This window comes from Catelliglobosispora koreensis DSM 44566, from assembly GCF_000379685.1.
Lineage (GTDB): Bacteria > Actinomycetota > Actinomycetes > Mycobacteriales > Micromonosporaceae > Catelliglobosispora > Catelliglobosispora koreensis.
In genome coordinates, this window is record NZ_KB903253.1 from 1 (window position 1) to 18009 (window position 18009).

The 18009-nt window shown below is 66.6% G+C and carries 17 protein-coding genes; 8 read left to right on the forward strand and 9 right to left on the reverse strand.

Annotation, left to right across the window (positions count from 1 at the left end):
- Positions 1 to 159: 159 nt before the first annotated feature.
- The 4 genes from A3E1_RS40195 to A3E1_RS0113785 all read right to left on the reverse strand — a co-directional run bounded on the left by A3E1_RS40195 (position 160) and on the right by A3E1_RS0113785 (position 4089).
- On the reverse strand, positions 160 to 1404 hold the full coding sequence (locus A3E1_RS40195; protein ID WP_051105021.1) for an MFS transporter: 1245 nt from the start codon (positions 1402 to 1404) through the stop codon (positions 160 to 162).
- A 78-nt stretch (positions 1405 to 1482) separates the two neighbouring features.
- A complete protein-coding gene (locus A3E1_RS0113775; protein ID WP_020521360.1) occupies positions 1483 to 2442 on the reverse strand; it encodes an ABC transporter ATP-binding protein in 960 nt (319 codons plus the stop codon).
- Entirely contained in the window at positions 2439 to 3242 is an 804-nt protein-coding gene (locus A3E1_RS0113780; protein ID WP_020521361.1) for an ABC transporter permease, read from the reverse strand. Before A3E1_RS0113780 ends, A3E1_RS0113775 begins: the two co-directional genes overlap by 4 nt.
- Positions 3235 to 4089: an ABC transporter permease gene (locus A3E1_RS0113785; RefSeq protein ID WP_020521362.1), complete on the reverse strand. Its 855-nt coding sequence runs from the start codon at positions 4087 to 4089 to the stop codon at positions 3235 to 3237. The genes A3E1_RS0113780 and A3E1_RS0113785 overlap by 8 nt, the downstream gene beginning before the upstream one ends.
- Before the next feature lie 428 nt (positions 4090 to 4517).
- On the opposite strand from A3E1_RS0113785, the gene A3E1_RS0113795 reads away from it, so the two are divergent.
- Together A3E1_RS0113795 and A3E1_RS0113800 are read left to right on the forward strand one after the other, a co-directional pair.
- Positions 4518 to 6446, forward strand: coding sequence for a WG repeat-containing protein (locus tag A3E1_RS0113795; protein ID WP_245571168.1), 1929 nt, complete (start codon positions 4518 to 4520; stop codon positions 6444 to 6446).
- A gap of 24 nt (positions 6447 to 6470) precedes the next feature.
- On the forward strand, positions 6471 to 7469 hold the full coding sequence (locus A3E1_RS0113800; protein ID WP_026208408.1) for an aldo/keto reductase family protein: 999 nt from the start codon (positions 6471 to 6473) through the stop codon (positions 7467 to 7469).
- Here the strand turns inward: A3E1_RS0113800 and A3E1_RS0113805 are convergent.
- Positions 7456 to 7650: a hypothetical protein gene (locus A3E1_RS0113805; protein ID WP_020521366.1), complete on the reverse strand. Its 195-nt coding sequence runs from the start codon at positions 7648 to 7650 to the stop codon at positions 7456 to 7458. The two genes, A3E1_RS0113800 and A3E1_RS0113805, sit on opposite strands and share 14 nt — an antisense overlap.
- A gap of 31 nt (positions 7651 to 7681) precedes the next feature.
- Here A3E1_RS0113805 and A3E1_RS40200 point away from each other — a divergent pair, with 31 nt between their 5' ends.
- Positions 7682 to 9511 (forward strand): bifunctional adenosylcobinamide kinase/adenosylcobinamide-phosphate guanylyltransferase, encoded by a 1830-nt coding sequence (locus tag A3E1_RS40200; RefSeq protein WP_020521367.1) that lies wholly within the window; start codon positions 7682 to 7684, stop codon positions 9509 to 9511.
- Positions 9501 to 10238 carry an adenosylcobinamide-GDP ribazoletransferase gene (locus tag A3E1_RS0113815; RefSeq protein ID WP_026208409.1) on the forward strand — a complete coding sequence of 246 codons (738 nt, stop codon included), beginning with the start codon at positions 9501 to 9503 and terminating at the stop codon, positions 10236 to 10238. The genes A3E1_RS40200 and A3E1_RS0113815 overlap by 11 nt, the downstream gene beginning before the upstream one ends.
- Here the strand turns inward: A3E1_RS0113815 and mscL are convergent.
- Genes mscL through gcvT form a run of 3 tightly spaced genes read right to left on the reverse strand, consistent with a single transcriptional unit; the run spans position 10210 to position 12087 of the window.
- A complete protein-coding gene (gene mscL, locus A3E1_RS0113820) occupies positions 10210 to 10647 on the reverse strand; it encodes a large conductance mechanosensitive channel protein MscL (RefSeq protein ID WP_020521369.1) in 438 nt (145 codons plus the stop codon). The genes A3E1_RS0113815 and mscL overlap by 29 nt on opposite strands.
- On the reverse strand, positions 10640 to 10987 hold the full coding sequence (locus A3E1_RS0113825; protein ID WP_020521370.1) for an MmcQ/YjbR family DNA-binding protein: 348 nt from the start codon (positions 10985 to 10987) through the stop codon (positions 10640 to 10642). Before A3E1_RS0113825 ends, mscL begins: the two co-directional genes overlap by 8 nt.
- Positions 10988 to 10989: 2 nt before the next feature.
- Positions 10990 to 12087, reverse strand: coding sequence for a glycine cleavage system aminomethyltransferase GcvT (gene gcvT / locus A3E1_RS0113830; protein ID WP_020521371.1), 1098 nt, complete (start codon positions 12085 to 12087; stop codon positions 10990 to 10992).
- Positions 12088 to 12158: 71 nt separating this feature from the next.
- On the opposite strand from gcvT, the gene A3E1_RS0113835 reads away from it, so the two are divergent.
- A complete protein-coding gene (locus A3E1_RS0113835) occupies positions 12159 to 13736 on the forward strand; it encodes a leucyl aminopeptidase (RefSeq protein WP_020521372.1) in 1578 nt (525 codons plus the stop codon).
- A gap of 127 nt (positions 13737 to 13863) precedes the next feature.
- On the opposite strand, the gene A3E1_RS0113840 is transcribed toward A3E1_RS0113835, so the two are convergent.
- On the reverse strand, positions 13864 to 14169 hold the full coding sequence (locus tag A3E1_RS0113840) for a hypothetical protein (protein ID WP_020521373.1): 306 nt from the start codon (positions 14167 to 14169) through the stop codon (positions 13864 to 13866).
- A 139-nt stretch (positions 14170 to 14308) separates the two neighbouring features.
- Here A3E1_RS0113840 and lpdA point away from each other — a divergent pair, with 139 nt between their 5' ends.
- Genes lpdA through A3E1_RS0113855 form a run of 3 tightly spaced genes read left to right on the forward strand, consistent with a single transcriptional unit; the run spans position 14309 to position 18005 of the window.
- Positions 14309 to 15685 (forward strand): dihydrolipoyl dehydrogenase, encoded by a 1377-nt coding sequence (gene lpdA / locus A3E1_RS0113845; protein WP_020521374.1) that lies wholly within the window; start codon positions 14309 to 14311, stop codon positions 15683 to 15685.
- 44 nt (positions 15686 to 15729) lie between these two features.
- Positions 15730 to 17499, forward strand: a complete 1770-nt coding sequence (gene sucB, locus A3E1_RS0113850) for a 2-oxoglutarate dehydrogenase, E2 component, dihydrolipoamide succinyltransferase (protein ID WP_026208410.1) — start codon at positions 15730 to 15732, stop codon at positions 17497 to 17499.
- Between the two features lie 5 nt (positions 17500 to 17504).
- Positions 17505 to 18005, forward strand: coding sequence for an FKBP-type peptidyl-prolyl cis-trans isomerase (locus A3E1_RS0113855; RefSeq protein ID WP_083929501.1), 501 nt, complete (start codon positions 17505 to 17507; stop codon positions 18003 to 18005).
- Positions 18006 to 18009 lie beyond the last annotated feature (4 nt).

An 18009-nucleotide genomic window follows, 5' to 3' on the forward strand; every position in this document is an offset into this window, starting at 1 on the left:
GAGCGCGCAGCGCGGAAAGCGAGCGCGCAGCGCGGAAAGCGAGCGCGCAGCGCGGAAAGCGAGCGCGCAGCGCGGAAAGCGAGCGCGCAGCGCGGGATGGGGGTGCACCGCGTGGCAAGGGGTTGCGCCGCCGGGAAGCCCGGCGGCGCGCGGGAGAGGTTAGGCGGGCGCGGGTGTGGGATGGGCGGGGCGGGTCACCACGCGGAAGGTGAAGGCGGTCGCGAGCGCGAGGATGGCTGCGGCTAGCGGCACGGTGAAGGCGCCCATGTGGCCGTAAGTGTCGGCGAGGCGGCCGGCGAGTGCTGCTCCTAGGGCTACGCCGGCCACGACACCGGATCCGAGGAGGGTCATGGCGGTTCCGGCGCGGGACGGTGGGGTCACTTCACTGCCAAGAGCGAACACCGCGATCAGATAGGGCGCACTCACGACACCGACTGCGAGCATGGCGGCGGTCACACCGGCCAAAGTGGACGGTGCTAACACGAGCGCCAAGGCGCCTGTGGCAAGGGCGAGCGCGGAGAACCCATAGCGTGTAAGGGAAGTCCAGCGGGCGGGCAGCCAGGCGGTGGCGAGGCCGGCCACGGCCGAGCCGACGCCCAGGGCCGCGTAGATGAGCCCGGCCGCGCTCGGCATGCCCAGCTCTTCAGCGAACGCTGTCACACCGGTCTGAGTAGCGCCAAAGACGATCCCAATGCCACTCATCGCCACGATTAGTAAACTCAACGGCACCATAGGCAACGGCTCCCGGGACGAGACAGCACGCGATCCCGCGACGGCGGTGCGGTGCAAAGCAAACGGAACCGCGGCAAGCAGTGTCAGCACAGCCGCGATGACGAGCGGCAGCCAGGAAAAGCCAAGCACCGCAATGACTCCGACGAGCGCCGGTCCGGCCATATAGGACAGTTCGTCGGCGGCGCCTTCATACGAGAAGGCCGTCGCGAGCCGACTCCGTCGCACAGAAGCGGCAACCGGCTGCGCGGCGGAAGCGGGAACAGGGTTTGCGGCGGCGGAAAGCAAGGCGGACCAGCGGACGCGGGCCAGGGGTCCGACTTGGGGTGTGCAAAGCCCGGCCACAGCAGCGGCGAGCATGACGAAGGCAGAGGGGGCTGAAACCCCAACGGCCACAACGATCGCGGCTAGCGCGAGGGCGTTGAGGATCGCCGCGACCAGGCCCGCGGAACGCTGGCCGAAGCGATCAGCGAAGGTGCCGACCGCTGGCCCGCCGAGCGCCGCTCCGATGCCGTAGGCGGCCGCGGTCGCTCCAGCCGTGGCGAAGCTGCCCGTGACGGCCGCCACCAGCGTGATGACGCCGAGCGGGACCATCGCCGCGGGGAGACGGGCGAGGAAGGAGAGAACGAGGAACGCCGGTCCGGTGACACGGATCATGTCCTTGTACTGAGTCACAAAAAGTCCAGGTATGCCGTTGGTGTCTGCATGCCGTCCCACCCAACCGGCATGCCCCATAGCGGCCCTGAACTCCGGCTAGCCTACCTGCCCGGCCGGTGTTTGATATAGGCGCGAGATCACATCCTCGATCTCGGGTTCAGCGATCGACAGGTCGCGCAGTGAGCCGTTGGCGGCCAGGACGGCTGCCAGTGGGCCGACTTCGTCGACGGCGAAGACGAGGCGGGTGCCCGTGGACGACTCCAGGACCACGCCCGGAAGATCGACGGGATAAGTGAACGCAACGTCGAAGTCGGCGATCACGCGGCGCCTGGAGCCGTAACGCAAGTGCAGGTCCTGGATGCTGCCGTCGTGCACGACCTTGCCGTGGTCAATGACGACGATCCGCGAGCACAGGCGCTCGATGTCGGCCAGGTCGTGTGTGGTGAGCACGATGGTGGTGTCGCCTCGTGCCCCGAGCTCGGCGAGGAAACCGCGCACGGCCTGCTTCGAAACGACGTCAAGCCCGATCGTCGGCTCGTCCAGGAACAGGATCTCCGGGCTGTGCAGCAGGGACGCGGTCAGTTCCCCGCGCATGCGCTGCCCGAGCGAGAGCTGGCGCACGGGAGTGTCCATAAAGGAATCCAGGTCTAGCAGATCGCGGCAGCGCTTTAACTGCGCGGCGTGCTGCTCACCTGGTACCCGGTAAATGGCCTTTAAAAGATCGAAGGAATCGCGCAGGGGCAGGTCCCACCACAGTTGGGATCGCTGCCCGAAAACCACCCCGATCCGCCGCGCCAGCTTGATGCGCTGAGGCACCGGAGTGAACCCGCACACCGAAACGTGCCCCGCGGTCGGGTGGAGCACCCCGGTCAGCATCTTCAACGTGGTCGACTTGCCGGCTCCGTTCGGCCCCAAGTACCCCAGAAGTTCGCCCCGTTCCACGCGAAGGTCGACCCCATCGACCGCCGCGACGACCCGCTTTTCCCTGCGCAGCATGGTTTTGCGGACCCGGACCGTGAATTCCTTGCGCAGCCCGCGCACATCAATGACCCTCATGACCCCGTGCTCCTGTAGTGACGAACTCCGGTGCGCCAGATGGTGGCGGCGACCATGACGGCGATGAGCGCGACGAGCACGCTCCCCCAGCCCAGCCAGGACGGAAAGCCCAGCGGGTCGGGGATGCCCAGCAAAGCCAGGCCGGGATAGTAGGCGACGAAGCCGAAGCCGAGCCCGAAGGCGAACAGCTTGCGGAACCATCCGCTGTAGACGGTGATGGGATAGGACGTGAAGTCGCGCCCGCCGTAGGTGAGAGCGTTGGCTAGCTCGCCTGATTCGACCCACCAGAACGCGACCGTGGCCGTGGCGACGAAGTAGGCGCAGAAGAACACCGCTCCCGACAGCGGCGCGACTACCGCGAGCACGACGCGAGAGGGCGTCCAGGGAATGTCCGCATAGGACAGTGAGACGGCGAAGATGACCAGCGCGTAGGCGACGCGGCCCAGGCGGCGGAAACCGACGTCCATCGCGAGGAGCTGGGGCAGCACCCCGAGCGGCCGGACCAGTACGCCGTCGAGCGTGCCCATGCGCACGTAGGTCTTCATCCGCTCGATGTTGCCGACGAACAGGTCAGCCAGCGAGAAGGCGGCCAGGGCGAGCCCGAAGAACACCAGCGTCTGCGCGACGCCGAAGCCGCCGAGCTTGGGCACCTGGGTGTAGATCACGAGCACGGTCAGCAGGTCGGCGCCCACGACGATCGCGTTGCCCGCGAGGTCGAGCCAGAAGCTGACGCGATAGGACGCCTGCGCGCGCCCTTGTGCGCCGATGAGCTGAAGGTAGATCCGCAGCGTCTCACCCACCCTGGATCACCATCTTTCGCTCGGCCCGCCTTTGCACGACGGTGCAGACCCACAGCAGGAGCACGGCCCAGAAGAGCTGGATGCCGATCAGCCCAACGCGGATGGCCACGCCGTCGCGCTCAACGAAGATGTCCATGGGTGCCTGGAGAAGCGACGGTCCCGGGGTGCCAAACCAGAGCAACGCGACCGCCCAGTCGGGAAGGAAGTGCACCGGAAAATACAGGCCGCCCATGATGCCCGAGGTGAACAGCCAGAACATGGTCACGCCACGGTGATCGAGGAGCCAGAAAGCGCTGGCGTTGACCAGGTAACGGCACGCGAAGCAGACGATCACCGCCAGCAGGACGGAGATCAGGAACAACGGGTAGGTCACCAGATCCTTCGGCAGGTAGATCTGGAACACCAACGCCCCCACGACTATGGGAGGCAAGAACCTAAACATCATCGCGTACGCCGCGCGCCCCAAGTCAGCAGAGAGGTAACTCAAGACCGGGTGGATGGGCCGCATCAGGTCGGTCACGACGTCTCCGGAACGGATCCGTTCGGCCAGGTCGTTCCAGCCCCAAAGGAGCACCACGCCCAGCAATCCCTGGCCCACCCAGACGTATCCAGCCAGCTGAGCCCCTGTGTATCCGGCTAGCGTCGCACCGGCTGTCCCCACGATCGCGAGCATGACGTAGGTGCGCAGGAAGCCGAACATCGTGTTGGTCACGAGGGAGGCGACGGTGGCCTGGCGGTAGGTCGAAAAACGACGGAACCCAGATGCGGCAATTGCCCCGGTTAGGGATGCCAGCTCGGTGAAGTTTCGGAATGTCAGGCGATCCACAGTGGCGGTGACTAAGCCCACCTGAGTACCCTCCTCTCGCACTACTTCTTTTCTCCCGCGGACACACATAAGCAGCGAGGGCGATCGTGGCTGACGAGCGGACCGACGAGCGGCACCGGGGCCTGCCCGCATGGGTGGAATCCCCGACGGCGCCCCGGCCTGGCGTGCCCGCTCCCCGTTCGGCTGGTGAACCCGCCCCTCAACAGCAGCAACCCGAGCGTCAAGGACCCTATCCGCCGGCCCGGGGTCAGGGACAGCCAATTCCGCAGGGCCATCCCGGCGGCCGTCCCCCGCAAGGTGGACAGCCTTACGGACAGCAGGGCCCCGGACCGCAGGGCCAGCAGGGCCCCGGACCGCACGGTCCCGGCCAGCCCTATGGGCCGCAAGGACACCAAGGCCCACCCGGACCACAAGGCCGGCCTCCACGTCCGCCGCACCAGGGCCCGCCGATGCAGGGTGGACCGCGCCCGCCACAGCAATATGGACCCCGGCCGCCGCAGCAATACGGGCCGAGACCGCCCGGGCAGCAACATCCTCAGCACCCTGGGCACCACCCGCACGGGCCAGGGCCGCAGGGCCGCCCGCCGCAGCAAGGTCAGGTCTACGGCCGTCCGCCGCAGCAGGGCCAGCCCGCGCTGCCTCCGGGACCTGGTGGCCAGGCGGGACCGGGTGTTCCGCAAGGACCCGGTGTTGCGCCGCAGGGTCAGCCTGGCCCGGGTGTTCCGCAGCCGCAGGGGCAGCAGGGACCAGGTCAGCCTGGTGCGCCTCAGCGGCAAGCCTTCAACGCCTTCGCCCCAGCCGGTCCCGCCCCGCAGCCGCAGGAGATCGCCCCGGTGACTGCTATGCCCTCGCCCGTGTCAGCCAACCCGGTCTCCCCCGCGGTGGTCGCCACCCCCGACACGGTCATGCCGGTCGCCTCGTCCGCGGCTGGCGCCGCGACAGCGCTCACGGCACCGACGATGCTGACGCCGATCGTCGTGAAGCTGGGCGCCTCGTCGCCCGACACCGTGCCTGAGGTCGTGACCGAGCTGGCCGATCCGGGTGCCGAGCCCGAGACGCCTGAGGACACCGGCCCCGACCCGGAACAGGTGCTGGCCAACTACGAGTGGCGCTTCCACCACGAGACTTTGCGCGAGTTGGTCGACAACCCTGATGAGCTGCGCGAGATCCGCGACAAGCTCACCGAGAAGCTGAGCCCGTCGACCGATAACGCAAGCCGCGCAAGGCTTTTGAGCCTTCGTGCCGTGGTCTCGCGGATCCTGGGCGAGCTCACCAAGGCCCTGTCAGACGGCAAGATGGCCCTCGTACACGCCGAAGCGACCGGTGAGCTGCGGCGCATCGCCATCGCGAAAGCCCGCCTGGCACACGTGCTGCAGTGGCGTGGTGATTTCGCGGAGGCAGACCGTCTTTTCGCTGAAGCCAACTCCACTGAGCTGCCCGACCGGCTGCGTGCCACGATGCACGAGCACGCGGGACGGTCCTGTTTGGACCAGGGACGCTACATGGAGGCGTTCAACCACTTCGAGTCGGCGCTGGAGCTGCGCAAGGTCGAGGACCCGGAACTCATCGCCCGCACCGAGCTGGCTCTCGACGCGGTCTCACTGAAGATCGCCGAAAACGGCATGGGTCCTTACCCACGGTCCAAAGAGGAGATCCTCCAGATCACGAAGGCCCCGGTGCCACGGTTTGACGATCGTGCCCAGTGCTGGGGATACGTTGACGCGGAAGGGAAATTCGCCATCGCCCCGGCGTTCGCCGACGTGCAGCCGTTCCGCGATGGCGTCGCCTGGGTACGCCGGCGCGAAACGCACGCGTGGGAACTCATCAGTGAAAACGGTGAGAAGCAGATCGACTCCAACGTTGGCCTGCTCGGCGTCGGATCGTTCTCCGAAGGCCTGGCGTGGGTGTCCAAAGACGGCACAGCGGGCTGGATCGCGATCGACAAGTACGGCCGGGTAGTCATCTCGACCGGATTCGAAGACGTGCGCCCGTTCCGCCGGGGTCTAGCGGCCGTCAAGCGTGGCGGCTGGGGTGCCGTGGACACCAAGGGCCGCGTGATCGTGCCGTTCCAGTTCACCGGTTTCTCGACCGCTTTGACCGATGGCCGTTACGTCGACGGGTTCGCCGACGAGGGCCTGGCCATCGTTGACGCGGCAGGCCGCAAGGGCGTTGTCGACCGGCACGGCACCGTGGTCGTGCCGCCGGTGCATCCGGCCCTGGTCATTCACCCGGTCGCCTTCCTGATCGCCGGCCCGGATGGACGCTGGGGTGCGCTGGACCGCAAGGGCCGCCAGTTCATCGATCCGGTGCTAGCCAGCCGCAAACAGGTCATGGAAGAGCTCGACCGGCTGCTCGCCGACACGAAACCGGTGCTGTAACGACCGCGAGATAGGGTCGGCACCATGGAATTCCGTCACCTTGGCCGATCGGGCATGCTCGTCAGCGAAATCTCCTACGGAAACTGGATCACTCACGGTTCCCAGGTGGAAGAGGAAGCGGCACACGCTTGTGTGCGGGCAGCGCTCGACAGCGGCATCACCACCTTTGACACCGCTGATGTCTACGCCGGGACGCGCGCCGAAGCGGTGCTTGGCCGGGCGCTCAAAGGGGAACGCCGCGAGGGCCTCGAGATCTTCACCAAAGTCTTCTGGCCCACCGGCATTGGGCGTAATGACCGTGGTCTGTCACGCAAGCACATCATGGAGTCGATCAACGGTTCGCTGGCGCGGCTCCAGACCGATTACGTCGACCTGTACCAAGCACACCGTTACGACTACTCCACTCCGCTTGAGGAGACGATGGTGGCTTTCGCCGACATCGTCCACAGTGGAAAAGCGCACTACATCGGGGTTTCGGAGTGGAAGGCCTCGGAGATCCGGGCCGCTCACGCTCTCGCGACCGAGCTGAAGATTCCGCTGGTGTCGAGCCAGCCGCAGTATTCGATGCTCTGGCGCGTCATCGAAGCCGAAGTCATCCCCACCTGTGAAGAGCTCGGCATCGGCCAGATCGTCTGGTCGCCGATCGCGCAGGGTGTGCTCACGGGCAAGTACTTGCCTGGTCAGCCGGCGCCGGAAGGATCGCGTGCCACTGACGAGAAGTCGGGCGCCGGTTTCGTGTCGGCATGGCTGCAAGACGACGTGCTCACCCGGGTGCAGCTGCTCAAACCCCTCGCCGAGCAGGCTGGCCTGACCATGGCCCAGCTCGCCGTCGCGTGGGTGCTGCAGAACCCGAACGTCTCGTCAGCGATCGTTGGGGCGTCTCGTCCCGATCAGGTCCGGGACAACGTCAAGGCCAGCGGCGTCAAGCTCGACGCCGACCTGCTCAAGGCGATCGATGAGATCGTGGAGCCGGTGACCGAGCGCGACCCGGCCAAGACCGTTTCCCCAGCTAAACGACCGTAAGCCCCATCTTGTATTCGACACGGTCGTCCTCCATGAGGACGGCCGTGTTCGCGCCCGCGGCGACAAGGTCCTTCCATGTCTGGCCGAGCCAGGACTCCGCGTCGGCTTGGCTGCTGAACGCCTCGCTGGGGCCGGTAACCGGTTTGCCGTCGGCGGTTTCATAACGCCAGCTCCAAGTCATGGCATTCACCTTATCCCGTACGCTAGCGACCATGGCCGGTGGGAAGGTGTTGGTTCTGGGCGGCATCCGCTCGGGCAAAAGCGAGTTCGCCGAAGCCTTGCTGGCTGATGAGCCGCAAGTGCGTTATGTGGCAACGGCGGGCCACGATGACGACAGCTTCGCCGAGCGCATCGCCGCGCACCAGTTCCGCCGCCCCGCGACCTGGGAAACCGTGGAAGCCACGGGCGATCCGTCAGAGCTCATCGAGGCGGTCAGCCAGGCCGGGCCAGACGCCGCTGTGCTCGTTGACGACCTAGGCGGCTGGGCGACCGCTCTGCTCGGCCGCAATGACGCTGCCGCCTTGGTTTCCCGTCTCGCCGACGCGGTGCGGATGACGCCGGCGCAGGTGGTGCTTGTCAGCCCCGAGGTCGGCTTGACCGTTATCCCGCCAACGGCTGTGGGCGTTGAGTTCGCCGATCTGATGGGCGATCTGAACCGCGCGGTCGCGGAAGCCTGCGACGAGGTGTCGCTCATCGTGGCCGGCCAGCCGCAGACCCTGAAGAAGGCCGCGCCCAAGCCGAAGGTGACGCCTCCCCCGCCGACGATCTGGTCCGCGCCTTCGGTGCCAATTGCCACTCCCGCCGTCACCGTGACCGAGGCAGAGCTGGGCGTGGCCACGACCGCCGCGGCTGGAGCCGCCCTCGCCGCCGGCACGACAGCCGGAGCCGAAGCGAGCGCCGCGGCTGCCGCCACTTCCGCTGAAACCGCCGCAGCCGCCTGGCCCCCGGCCGAACCAGCGACCGCCGCTTTGACGGAGTCGACCCGGGCGCTGCCGATTCTTGAGACAGGCATGGTTATCCGGCCGGGCATGGACCTGCCGATCCACGACGACGACTCCCGCTCAGGCGCCGAAAAGCATCTGTCCCGTTTGGACATTCCTGGCAGCGGCCTGGGCGACCTGGCGCGGATCGTCGTGTTCGCCGCGGGCACGCAAGCACAAGCCGTGCCACAGCCATGGCGCCAGCCGCACCTCGTTCTGTTGCATGGCGGGCGTGACGGCGATGGTTCCGCCGGTGATTCGGTAACCGTCAGCACGGCTATCGCCCAGGCGGCCCGTGAAGGCAACGGCCCGCTCGGGTTGCTGGCCGCTCAGCAAGGCGTGCGGGTGAAGGTCGCCGAAGTGCCGACCGCTGAAGACATGGTTTACGGCCGCACCGCCTCGATCGAAACGATCCAGACGATGCTGACCCAAGGCTGGCAGCTCGCCGACGACGCGGCCGACAGTGGCGCCGACGTCATCATCATCGGCTCGTGCAGCCCCGGTGCCGATGCCATGGCGGCCGCCGTGGTCTCGCGCATCACGGGCAGCGAGATCGCTGGCCTGCTCGGCCGCATCGTGGGTCCTGATGGCAACGTCGATGACCCGTCCTGGATTCTGCGAGCCGGTGCCGTCCGTGACGCCTTGCACCGCTCACGGGACAAGGATCTCAACGCTGACACCATCATGTCCGAGCTAGCCGGGCCTGACGTGGCTGTGGCCACGGGCCTGATCCTCGGTGCCACCGCCCGGCGCACGCCGGTGCTCATCGACGGCCCGCTCGGGTCCGCCGCCGCTTTGCTGGCCCGTGATCTGGGCAGCCAGTCCCGGCTGTGGATCACGGTCGCTGACCACGGCGGGCACCCGGTGACCAAGACCGTCGCGGACATCCTCGGTGCCGAGCCGTACTTCAGCCTGCGTACCGGCCTTGGCGAGGGCGCCGCGTCGCTCCTGGCGCTGCCGTTGTTCAACAACGCGATCACGCTGGCCGGTTCGCTTCCGCTCAAGCCCCCTGTGCTGTCCGCCCCTCCGGAGTTCGAGGGATCCATGCCGCTTGTGGACTGACGGACTTCGCCTGGCGCTAACCACTTTCACGGTCGCGCCGCTCCGCCCGCCAGCAGAACTCAGCCGCGTGACAGCGAGCTGGGCGATGCGGTTCGCGCCAGCGGTCGGTGCGTTGCTCGGCTCATTCGCCGGCGGTCTGCTGTGGACGTTCCGTTTCGCGGGCTTGCCGCCGTTGCTGGCAGGGGCACTAACCGTTGGGGCCCTTGCGTTACTGACGCGTGGCATGCACCTTGACGGACTTGCCGACACGGTCGACGGGCTCGGGTCGTACCGGTCGCGTGATCAGGCCTTGGCCATCATGAAGAAACCTGACGTCGGCGCGTTCGGCGTTGTCGCGCTCGTGCTCACGGTGCTCATCCAGTCGGCGGCCTTCGCTGTCGTTAGCATTCCCGGCGTCGTCGTCGCGGTGGCCACCGGGCGGCTTGCCGCCGTGATCGCCTGCCGGCGTGGGGTTGCGGCCGCGCGCCCCGATGGGCTGGGCGCCTTCGTGGCCGGGTCCGTGGGCTGGCCAGCCATCGCCGCCAACACCGCCTTCGTGCTTATTTTGGGGGTACTAAGTGAGTCCTGGAAAGGCATAGCGGCAGTTCTCGTCGCGGCCAGTTTGACGTTTGCCCTCTTGGCACACATCAAACGCCGCCTCGGTGGGATAACCGGCGATGTGCTCGGTTTCCTCATCGAGGCGGCGACCACGATTGTCCTTATTGGACTTTCTTTACCACGTCTGTAGCGTGGTTGCTCTCCTGCCGTGGCGCTGGAACGCCGCCGTTCTGCGCGACGAGCGCGTCGCGGATCTCCCGCAGCAGCAACAGCTCCTCGGCCGGCGCCTCGCTCTTCTCCTCTTTGCGGAAGAACTTGTTGAGCGGCAGCACGACGAGGAAGTAGACGACCGCCGCCGTGATGAGGAAGCCCACGATCTTGCTTAGGAAAGCTCCGTAAGTGATGTAGTTGTCCTTGCCCGGCAGTGGGATCACGCCACCGATACCATCGCTGCCCACACCCACGATGTTGATCAGCGGCGTGAGGAACGAGTCGGTGAACCCGGTGACGACGGTCGTGAACGCGGCACCGATGACGACACCGACCGCGAGGTCAACCACGTTGCCGCGGGTGATGAAATCCTTGAATCCTTTAAGCACCTTCGTACTCCTTAACCAATTTCTTCGGCGCTGTCCGGCGCCACGCTTCGATGATCAGCTCGTGCAGCTCGCCCGCGTCTACTTTGGACAGCTGCACTTGCACCCAGCCAAACCGCCCTACGTAAGGTGCGATGGAGTACACGTCGGGCTGCTCGGCGATGAGCACCTCTTGCTCTTCCTTGGTGCACTTCACCGACATGGTCGAGCTGCCCGGGGCACCGCCCGCGAACATTTTGTTGTTCACCCGCAGAGTGGGATGGCCCCACTCCTCGACCATGACCTCTTGCCCGCCGGGTAGTGCCTCCACCCAAGCGCGCACCTTCTCGTACTTGACGGCCATGGTTACTTAACCGATGGAGTCACAAAAGGTGGCTTGGTCACGGTCATCGCCGCCCGCCGTCCGCGCACGTCAACCTCCACAGTGGAGCCCTCGGTCAGGCCGGCGCTGGCGTCCAGCAGCGCCAGTGCGATGCCTACTTTGCGCGTCGGGGAGAACGTGCCGCTCGTGATCTCGCCCACGACCTCGTCGCCGGCGAGCACCTGCATGTGTGCTCGCGGGATGCCCCGGTCTTGTGCCACGAGGCCCCACAGTGTCCGCTTCGGACCGTCAGCCTTCTCTTTCGTAAGCACGTCTTTGCCCCAGAACGCTGGCTTGCTCCAGCCGACCGCCCAGCCAGCGCGCGCCTGAACGGGCGTGATGTCCAGCGACAGATCCTGACCGTGCAGCGGATAGCCCATCTCGGTGCGCAGCGTGTCGCGGGCGCCTAGTCCACAAGCGCGCGCCTCGATGCCCTCGACGGCGAAAAGCGCGTCCCACACGGCGAGCGCGTCAGCCGACGGCACCACGAGTTCGTAGCCGTGCTCACCGGTGTATCCCGTGCGGCAGACCGTCAGCTCGACACCGTTGAGCGTGGCGGTCTCAAAGCTCATGTATTCGTGCTCGGTAGGCAACCCGAGCGCGGCCAGCAAATCCGCCGACTTCGGTCCCTGCACCGCGAGCACGGCATAGTCCGCGTGCTCGTTGGTGATCGTCAATCCCTCGGGCGCGGCTTCCCGCAATCGGCGCACGACTTCTGTCGTGTTCGAAGCATTCGGGATGAGGAAGACGTGATCGTCGCTGTGCAGGTAGGCGATAATGTCGTCAACCACGCCACCGGTCGCGTCGTCGCAGCACAGCGTGTACTGCGCTTTTCCAGGCTTGATGCGGCCGAGGTCGTTGCTCAGCGTCGCGTTGACAAAGCCGGCCGCACCACTGCCCGTTATGCGGGCTTTTCCAAGATGCGAAACATCGAAGATTCCCACAGCCTCGCGTACTGCTGTGTGCTCCTTCAGAACCCCGCCACCGGCGTACTCCAAGGGCATGTCCCATCCCCCGAATGCAGCAAATTTGGCACCAAGGGCAACGTGCCGCTCGTGCAGCGGCGACATGAGCAACGTCATGATGGCAACTTACAGCCACGATTGTGGTTGGCTAGCATCGGCGGAGCAGACCCATACCTTCAGGAGAACCCGTGACGACGCCCACCACAGCGCTGCCCATACTCAGTCTCGCCGACACCGATCCGGCCGATCAGGCCGTCGACGCGGTCGTTATCGGCGTCCACAGTCAGGAAGGCAGCAACGGCACCCCAGGCGAGCTGCTGCTTGCCTCGGGCGCGGAGAGCATCGCCGCGGCATTCGACGGAAAACTGACTTCCACTCTCACGCTGCTCGGCGCGACTGGCGGCCCGGGCGAGGTGACCAAGATCGCCACCATGGGCGTGATCACTGCGCCCCTGCTCGTGGTCGTTGGCCTCGGCCCGGAACCGACCGGTGCCGCTCCTGCGGCTGAGACGCTGCGCCGCGCCGCCGCCTCGGCCGTGCGAGCGCTCGCTGGCTCGAAGTCGGTCGCGGTCGCGCTGCCCCTTAGCGACGACGCCTCCGACAGCGGCACGCATGCCCTGCGTGCCGTGACCGAAGGCGCCGCCCTCGGCGCTTACCGCTTCCCGGGTTACAAGGGCAAGCCACAGACCAGCCGCAAGGAGCCGGTCGGGCTGATCTCGGTGCTCGTGCCCGACGCCAAGGAGACGGGCGCTCAGACTGAGCTGCACCGTGCCGGTGTCGTGGCCTCCGCGGTCGCCCGCACCCGCGACTGGGTCAACGTGCCCGGCAACATGCTGCGCCCGCCGGGTTTCGCCGAGGAGATCGCTGAAGCCGCTGGCAAGGCCGGCCTCGAAGTCGAGGTGCTCGACGACGCGGCCCTGGCCAAGGGTGGATACGGCGGCATCCTGGCCGTCGGTTCCGGCTCGGAGGCCAAGCCGCGCATGGTTCGCTTGACCTACACGCCGCCAGAGACCGTGGCCGCGACCAAGAAGCTCGCTCTTATCGGCAAGGGCATCACGTTCGACACCGGTGGTGTCTCCATCAAGCCGGCTCAGGGCATGTGGGAAATGAAGTCCGACATGGCTGGCGCGGCCGCGGTCGCGAGCGTCATGGTCGCCCTCACCGAGCTGCGCCCGCTACTGCAGGTCAGCGCGTTCATCCCGATCGCGGAGAACATGCTTTCTGGCGAGGCCTACCGCCCCGGCGACGTCGTGACCATGCGCAACGGCAAGCGCGTTGAGGTGCTCAACACCGACGCCGAAGGCCGCATGATCCTCGGTGACGCGATCGCGCGGGCGTGTGAGGACAACCCGGACTATCTCATTGAGACGTCCACTTTGACCGGTGGCCAGGTGGTCGCGCTGGGCAAGCGCATCGCCGGCGTCATGGGCAGCGACGAGTTGTGCCAGCGGGCCAAGGTCGCCGGCGACGCCGTGGGCGAGCCGACCTGGCCGATGCCCCTGCCCGACGAGATCCGCAAGTCGATGGAATCCGACGTCGCTGACATCCTTCAGGTCAGCGCCGGGATGGAGCGGTCCGGGCACATGCTGCAGGGCGGCATCTTCCTGCGCGAGTTCGTGACCGACGGTGTCGAGTGGGCCCACATCGACGTCGCCGGCCCGTCGTTTCACTCCGGTGAGCCGACCGGCTACCTGAGCAAGGGCGGCACCGGTGTTCCGGTTCGCACCCTGCTCGCCCTCGTCGACGACCTCGCCGCCAACGGCTAGTCCGCTACGACCGGCCGCCCGGCGACCCAGCGACCTTCGTCCGAGATCCACATCCCTTCAGACGTGATCCAAAGGCACTTTGATCACGTCTCGCGGGATGTGGATCTCGTTTTGGGATGTGGATCAGCTAAGCCTGCTTCTTGCGGGCGTTGAAATCACGCATGCGCTGCGGGTACCCGACGAGCTGCACGTCGTAGACGGGAATGGACCAGCGCTGGGCGAACTGGCGGACCGCCAGTGGGTGCGGCATGCGCCTCCGGGTCCACTCGCCGTCGTAGGCGATGAGAATGACCGTGGTTTCGGTCACGGTCGTGCGTGGCTCGATGAAGGCTTCGACCCCTCTCCGGGACTGGATAAACTGCTCAAGGTGGGCGATATCGCCAGGGCTCGCTTGCCTGCCCGTCTCTGGCTTACGCCTCCGGAACCAACCCACCGCGTCCTCCCAAAGCGCCTTCGTTAGCGCTCCAAGCGTAGTGGGACGTGTCGTTGCGCACCTCCCCGCGCACGGCTCATTGGAGAGTGACAAGATGACCGAGGGTGCCTAACCTATCCACCTGATCTTGGAGTGAACCGTGAGCGACAGCTTCGACGTAGTCATTCTCGGCGGCGGCAGTGGCGGATACGCGACCGCGCTGCGCGCTACCCAACTTGGCCTGTCCGTTGCGCTGATTGAAAAAGACAAACTCGGCGGAACGTGTCTGCACCGCGGCTGCATCCCCACAAAGGCTCTGCTGCACGCCGGCGAGGTCGCTGACCTGACCCGTGAGGCGTCGCACTTCGGTGTCAACGCCGAGCTGACCGGTGTCGACATGAAGGGCGTCAACGCCTACAAGGACGGCGTGGTCGCGGGGCTCTACAAAGGACTCCAGGGTCTGGTCAAGCACGCGAAGGTCACCTACATCGAAGGTGCTGGCAAGCTCGTCGCCCCGAACGCGATCGAGGTCAACGGCCAGCGCGTGACCGGCAAGCACGTCGTGCTCGCGACAGGTTCCTACTCCAAGACCATTCCGGGCCTGGAAATCGACGGCGACAAGGTGCTCGCCAGCGAAGAGGCCCTCACCCTTGACCGGGTGCCCACGAGCGCGATCGTGCTCGGTGGCGGGGTCATCGGCGTCGAGTTCGCCAGCGCGTGGAAGTCGCTTGGCGCCGACGTCACGATCGTCGAAGCTCTCCCCCGCCTCGTGGCCGCCGAGGACCCGGACATCTCCAAGCAGCTTGAGCGCTCGTTCCGTAAGCGCGGCATCAACTTCAAGGTCGGCAAGCCGTTCGAGAAGCTCGAAAAGACCGCTAACGGCGTCAAGGTGACCATCGCCGGTGGCGAGACGCTTGAGGCCGAGCTGCTGCTCGTCGCCGTTGGCCGTGGCCCGTCCACCGCCAACTGCGGCTACGAAGAGCAGGGCGTCAAGATGGACCGCGGCTTCGTGCTGACCGATGAGCGCCTGCGCACCAACGTGCCCGGCGTCTTCGCCGTCGGCGACATCGTCCCCGGCCTTCAGCTGGCCCACCGCGGCTTCCAGCAGGGCATCTTCGTGGCCGAGGAGATCGCCGGCCTCAAGCCCGCCCCGATCGTCGAGTCCGGGATCCCGCGCGTGACCTACTGCGACCCCGAGATCGCCTCTGTCGGCATCACCGAGGCCCAGGCCAAGGAGAAGTTTGGCGAGGGCAACGTCGAGACCTACAACTACAACCTGGGCGGAAACGGCAAGAGCAAGATCCTTAACACCCAGGGCTTCATCAAGCTGGTACGCCAAAAGGACGGCCCGGTCGTCGGCGTGCACATGATCGGCGCACGCATGGGCGAGCAGGTCGGTGAGGCGCAGCTGATCGTCAACTGGGAGGCGTTCCCGGCCGAGGTCGCTCAGCTGATTCACGCGCACCCGACCCAAAACGAGGCGCTTGGCGAGGCACATCTCGCACTTGCGGGCAAGCCACTGCACGCGCACAACTAAGCTGAGCAAAGTAGACAGACTTTCCACATAAGGAGTTCGGAGCAATGCCGGTATCGGTAACCATGCCGCGGCTAGGCGAGAGCGTCACCGAAGGCACCGTCACTCGCTGGCTCAAGGCGGAGGGCGAGCGGGTCGAAGCCGACGAGCCGCTACTCGAAGTCTCCACCGACAAGGTGGACACCGAAATCCCATCACCCGCCGCCGGCATCCTCCAGAAGATCCTTGTCGCCGAAGACGAGACCGCTGAGGTGGGTTCGGAGCTAGCCATCATCGCCGATGAAGGCGAAGCAGGGGCTCCCGCGCCAGCGCAGGAAGAAAAGCCGGCCCCGGCGCAGGAGGAAGCACCAGCGCCAGCAGCGGAAGAAAAGCCCGCTCCCGCGGAAGCGACGCCAGCGCCCGCTGCTGCGGCCAAGCCTGAAGCCGCGGCAAAGCCCGCTGGTGAGGGCACCCCGGTCAAGATGCCCGCCCTCGGCGAGAGCGTCACTGAGGGCACCGTGACCCGGTGGCTGAAGCAGGTCGGCGAAAATGTGGAGGTCGACGAGCCCCTGCTCGAGGTCTCGACGGACAAGGTCGACACGGAGATCCCGTCGCCCGTGGCCGGTGTGCTGCTGGAGATCGCGGTTCCCGAGGACGAGACCGCCGCGGTAGGCGCCACGCTCGCCGTCATCGGCGCCGCTGATGGCGCTGCGGCACCGTCCACTCAGGACACTCCGGCACCGCCGGCCGCACAGGAGACCACGCCACCTCCGGCCGCCGAACCAGCCGCGCCGGCCGAGAAGCCAGCTCAGACGCCGCCACCCCAGCCGGCCCAGCAGCAGCCCACGGCTCCCGTGATCGAGTCGGCACCGGCGCCTGCCCTGGCCGCTGAGTCGGTTAACGGAAACGGTGCTGCCGACGGTTACGTCACGCCGCTCGTGCGCAAGCTCGCCGCCCAGCATGGCGTCGACCTGAACAAGGTGCAGGGCACGGGCGTCGGCGGCCGCATCCGCAAGCAGGACGTCATGGACGCGGCTGAGAAGGCGAAGGCTCCGGCTCCGGCAGCGGCTGCCAAGTCCGCTCCGGCCGAGAAGGCCAAGGCCGAACCGAGCCCACTGCGCGGCCGCACCGAGAAGCTGCCCCGCCTGCGCATGACCATCGCCAAGCGGATGGTCGAGTCGCTTCAGGTGTCGGCACAGCTGACCACCGTCGTGGAAGTCGACGTGACCCGCATCGCCAAGCTGCGCGAGCAGGCCAAGGCCGACTTCGTCAAGACGCACGGTGTGAAGTTGTCCTACTTGCCGTTCTTCGCGCTTGCCGCGGTGGAGGCCCTGCGGGCGTACCCGAATGTCAACGCGTCGATGGACATGGAGGCCGGCACGGTTACCTACCACGACGCCGAGCACCTGGGCATGGCTGTCGACACGGAGAAGGGCCTGATCGTCCCGGTCATCAAGAACGCTGGCGATCTGAACCTGGCCGGTTTGGCCAAGCGCATCGCCGACGTGGCGGACCGCACGCGTAACAACAAGATCATGCCGGACGATCTGTCGGGCGGAACGTTCACGCTGACCAACACCGGCAGCCGGGGCGCCCTGTTCGACACGCCGATCATCAACCAGCCGCAAGTGGCGATCCTGGGAACAGGTGCCGTCGTCAAGCGCGCGGTCGTGGTCGACGACGCCGAACTCGGAGAGATCATCGTCCCGCGCTCGATGGTCTACCTCGCACTGTCCTATGACCACCGTCTGGTCGACGGCGCCGACGCGGCACGGTTCCTTACCGCGATCAAGGAACGCCTGGAGGCCGGAAACTTCGAAGCGGAGCTTGGCCTGTGACAAAAATGCTGGGCACGTTAGCGCTCAGTGGTGCACTGCTGCTCGGCCTGGCCGCTTGTGCCAGCGCCGAGGAGCAAGCCGGAGGCGGCGGACCGTGTGACGTCAAAGTTGGCGTTGAGGCGGGCAAGAAGCCGTCGGTGACCGTTCCAGACGGCTGTGACGCCCCAAAAGGCTTGGAGCAGCGCGACATCATCACCGGTGAGGGCCCTGCCGCGAAGGCCGGCGACGCGGTGTCCGTGCAATATGTCGGCGTCGCCTGGTCCACGAAGAAGCAGTTTGACGCTTCGTGGGACCGGGGTGCCAAGCCGTTCACGGTGGCGCCTCTCGGCCAGGCCAGCGTGATCCAAGGCTGGAACCAGGGCCTCGTCGGTGCGCAGAAGGGCACTCGGCGGCTCCTGGTGATCCCGTCGGACCTTGGCTATGGCGCACGCGGGGCCGGCAACGACATCAAACCGAACGAGACTCTCGTTTTTGTTGTTGATGTCGTGTCCATCAACGGAAAATGATCCT

Bases quoted from the DNA above. Each gene is read 5' to 3' on its own strand.
- A3E1_RS0113775 (WP_020521360.1), bottom strand. From the start codon at position 2,442: ATGAGGGTCATTGATGTGCGCGGGCTGCGCAAGGAATTCACGGTCCGG.
- A3E1_RS0113795 (WP_245571168.1), top strand. From the start codon at position 4,518: ATGCAGGGTGGACCGCGCCCGCCACAGCAATATGGACCCCGGCCGCCG.
- A3E1_RS0113800 (WP_026208408.1), top strand. From the start codon at position 6,471: ATGGAATTCCGTCACCTTGGCCGATCGGGCATGCTCGTCAGCGAAATC.
- A3E1_RS0113805 (WP_020521366.1), bottom strand. From the start codon at position 7,650: ATGACTTGGAGCTGGCGTTATGAAACCGCCGACGGCAAACCGGTTACC.
- A3E1_RS40200 (WP_020521367.1), top strand. From the start codon at position 7,682: ATGGCCGGTGGGAAGGTGTTGGTTCTGGGCGGCATCCGCTCGGGCAAA.
- A3E1_RS0113825 (WP_020521370.1), bottom strand. From the start codon at position 10,987: ATGGCCGTCAAGTACGAGAAGGTGCGCGCTTGGGTGGAGGCACTACCC.
- gcvT (WP_020521371.1), bottom strand. From the start codon at position 12,087: ATGACGTTGCTCATGTCGCCGCTGCACGAGCGGCACGTTGCCCTTGGT.
- sucB (WP_026208410.1), top strand. From the start codon at position 15,730: ATGCCGGTATCGGTAACCATGCCGCGGCTAGGCGAGAGCGTCACCGAA.
- A3E1_RS0113855 (WP_083929501.1), top strand. From the start codon at position 17,505: ATGCTGGGCACGTTAGCGCTCAGTGGTGCACTGCTGCTCGGCCTGGCC.